Origin of the sequence: Nosocomiicoccus sp. HMSC059G07 (genome assembly GCF_001815515.1) — a bacterium.
Classification (GTDB): Bacteria; Bacillota; Bacilli; order Staphylococcales; family Salinicoccaceae; genus Nosocomiicoccus; species Nosocomiicoccus ampullae_A.
Genome location: NZ_KV820802.1, coordinates 1 through 2,126 on the forward strand (window position 1 = coordinate 1; position 2,126 = coordinate 2,126).

At 29.5% G+C, this 2,126-nt stretch carries 4 protein-coding genes; all 4 read right to left on the minus strand.

Annotated features, from left to right (window positions below):
- Positions 1 to 57: 57 nt before the first annotated feature.
- The 4 genes from HMPREF3029_RS02890 to HMPREF3029_RS02905 all read right to left on the minus strand — a co-directional run bounded on the left by HMPREF3029_RS02890 (position 58) and on the right by HMPREF3029_RS02905 (position 2,095).
- Positions 58 to 432 (minus strand): hypothetical protein, encoded by a 375-nt coding sequence (locus tag HMPREF3029_RS02890; RefSeq protein WP_070709634.1) that lies wholly within the window; start codon positions 430 to 432, stop codon positions 58 to 60.
- A gap of 105 nt (positions 433 to 537) precedes the next feature.
- Positions 538 to 849, minus strand: a complete 312-nt coding sequence (locus HMPREF3029_RS02895; protein ID WP_070709636.1) for a hypothetical protein — start codon at positions 847 to 849, stop codon at positions 538 to 540.
- A complete protein-coding gene (locus HMPREF3029_RS02900) occupies positions 849 to 1,676 on the minus strand; it encodes a ParA family protein (protein WP_070709638.1) in 828 nt (275 codons plus the stop codon). The genes HMPREF3029_RS02895 and HMPREF3029_RS02900 overlap by 1 nt, the downstream gene beginning before the upstream one ends.
- Before the next feature lie 152 nt (positions 1,677 to 1,828).
- Positions 1,829 to 2,095 (minus strand): hypothetical protein, encoded by a 267-nt coding sequence (locus tag HMPREF3029_RS02905; RefSeq protein WP_070709640.1) that lies wholly within the window; start codon positions 2,093 to 2,095, stop codon positions 1,829 to 1,831.
- Between the last annotated feature and the right edge of the window lie 31 nt (positions 2,096 to 2,126).

Consider the following 2,126-nt stretch of genomic DNA (forward strand, 5'->3'; position numbering starts at 1 on the left):
CCATGCCTTTATACAATAAAAAGCCCTATGATCCTAAACGGATCATAGGGCTTACCTTTAAAGCTCATCTTTAAAATACTTTTTAAATTCTAAATATAAATCAGTGATTAAACGTGCATCCTGTAGGTGTTCGTTAATAAATTTATCCATGACCTTTAGCATGGCTTGGTCTGTATCGTAGGCTTCACTACTTTTCGATACCTCTTCTAAATCTTTATAGGATTCAGAAAAGTAATGTGCGAGTAATTCTCCAAATCTATAGAGTTGTTCTAGTTCGTTATTTCTATGTAGTTCATCTATAATCTTTGCAGGTTTTTGACCATAGTTATAGAAGAAATCCATTAACAGTGTTTCATAGGACTTCCCTGTTGAGCGATGTGCTAAGTCTAATTCTTTAATTTGCTCCTCTGTTAAGTTTAAAATTACTTTCATAACTTTTCTCCTTGAATTATGTATGTAGTTACAAGTAAGTAATATTACTTACTTGTAACTATATTATTAGACTAAAGTTTAAGAATAAAATTTAGGATATTGATATTAGTATTTATTTTGTCTTTTCAATACTTCGACTTTATCTTCTATGTTTTGCTCAAAGTATCTATCATAATCTCTTTTATCTCTCTCATTTAAAGATTCAACAATCGCATTAATTCCAGCTCTAATCACATCATCATTTGAATATTTTTCACCTGCATATAGTGTTCTTAAGGCTAGTATTTGTGAATGTAAATCGCCTGGTACTCTCACTGTTGAGTAGCCTAATTTATCTAATTTAATTTGTTCATTCGCAAGTGGATTTTGGTGTGAACGACCGTGATATTTTTCTTGTGTTCTATCTAGTAAACTCATTAAATTTCCTCCTCTAATGCTTTTTCATATCTCTCTAAAAATTCATCTGCAAGTACTTCGTATTGTTCAATCGCTTGTTTATCCCAATAATCTTCCTCTGATATACCAAATTCATCCCAGAATTTGACACGTTCCATAGAACGAATTATTTGTTCAAAAACATATGAACCCCAATCTGCAGAAGCATCTTGTAACGTCATTTCATCTGTTTTGGTATTACGACTGAACATGACAGGGATAATACCAAGTACATCAAATTCTGTTTTATAAATATCTCTAAAATCAACCATGTGAAGTAAAAACTTATCTACTGCTCTATAGCTTCTTCTATGTGTTTGCATGATGATTAAAGAATAATCACAAGCAAAAATAGCATTATTTGAGAAATCTGAAATAGTTGGTGGTGTATCAATAAATATAAAATCATATTCTTCTTTAATCGGTTCTAAAAATTGAGATAGTTCTTTCACTCGATCGTGAGCATCTTTGTAACGATATTTATTATTTAAGTAATCAGATAATCCGATTAAATCAAAATCAGATGGAACTATACTAAGATTATCGGATAGTTTTAAGATAGCGTTATTTACGTTCCCCTCTTTTAAACCATCAAAAATATTTACATATTTTTCATCATGTAATGCATTTGGCAATCTTTCATTGTCGAATGTACGAATTAACAACTCTGTAGCATCAGCTTGTGGGTCAAAATCAACGACTAAAACTTTATAACCTTTCTTTTCAGATAGGACATAAGCTAGTCCACATAACGTCGAAGTTTTACTAACTCCCCCTTTAAAGTTATTAATACTAATTATTCTTCCCATAATAAACCTCCTTACGACATATTCTACTGATTAAAATATATCATATATTTTATATTTTATAAATGTTATAAGTTATAATATATATTATATAATATATAAATTATAAAGTATAGTATATACCTAATGTAATCCACTAGGTATATACTTTTTTATTAAAACCAATGTTCTTGTTGTGCTATTGTTGTCCATTCTTCAAGTTCGTCTTTATCTAAGTGATACCATGTGCCATAAGCAATTAAATCTCCATCGACAATTTCTCTTTTCTCGTAGTCATAAATTAATATATATTCTTTTGTAGATAGTCCACATTTTTGTTCTACGATAATACTTGCGTAAATGTCTGTAACATCTTTCATTTTCTTAATTGTGACTGCTTTGTTTTGTGATACAAATACTTTTTTTGAAATAACTTCTAACATTTTAATTACTCCTTTTTTCTACCACTCTTAT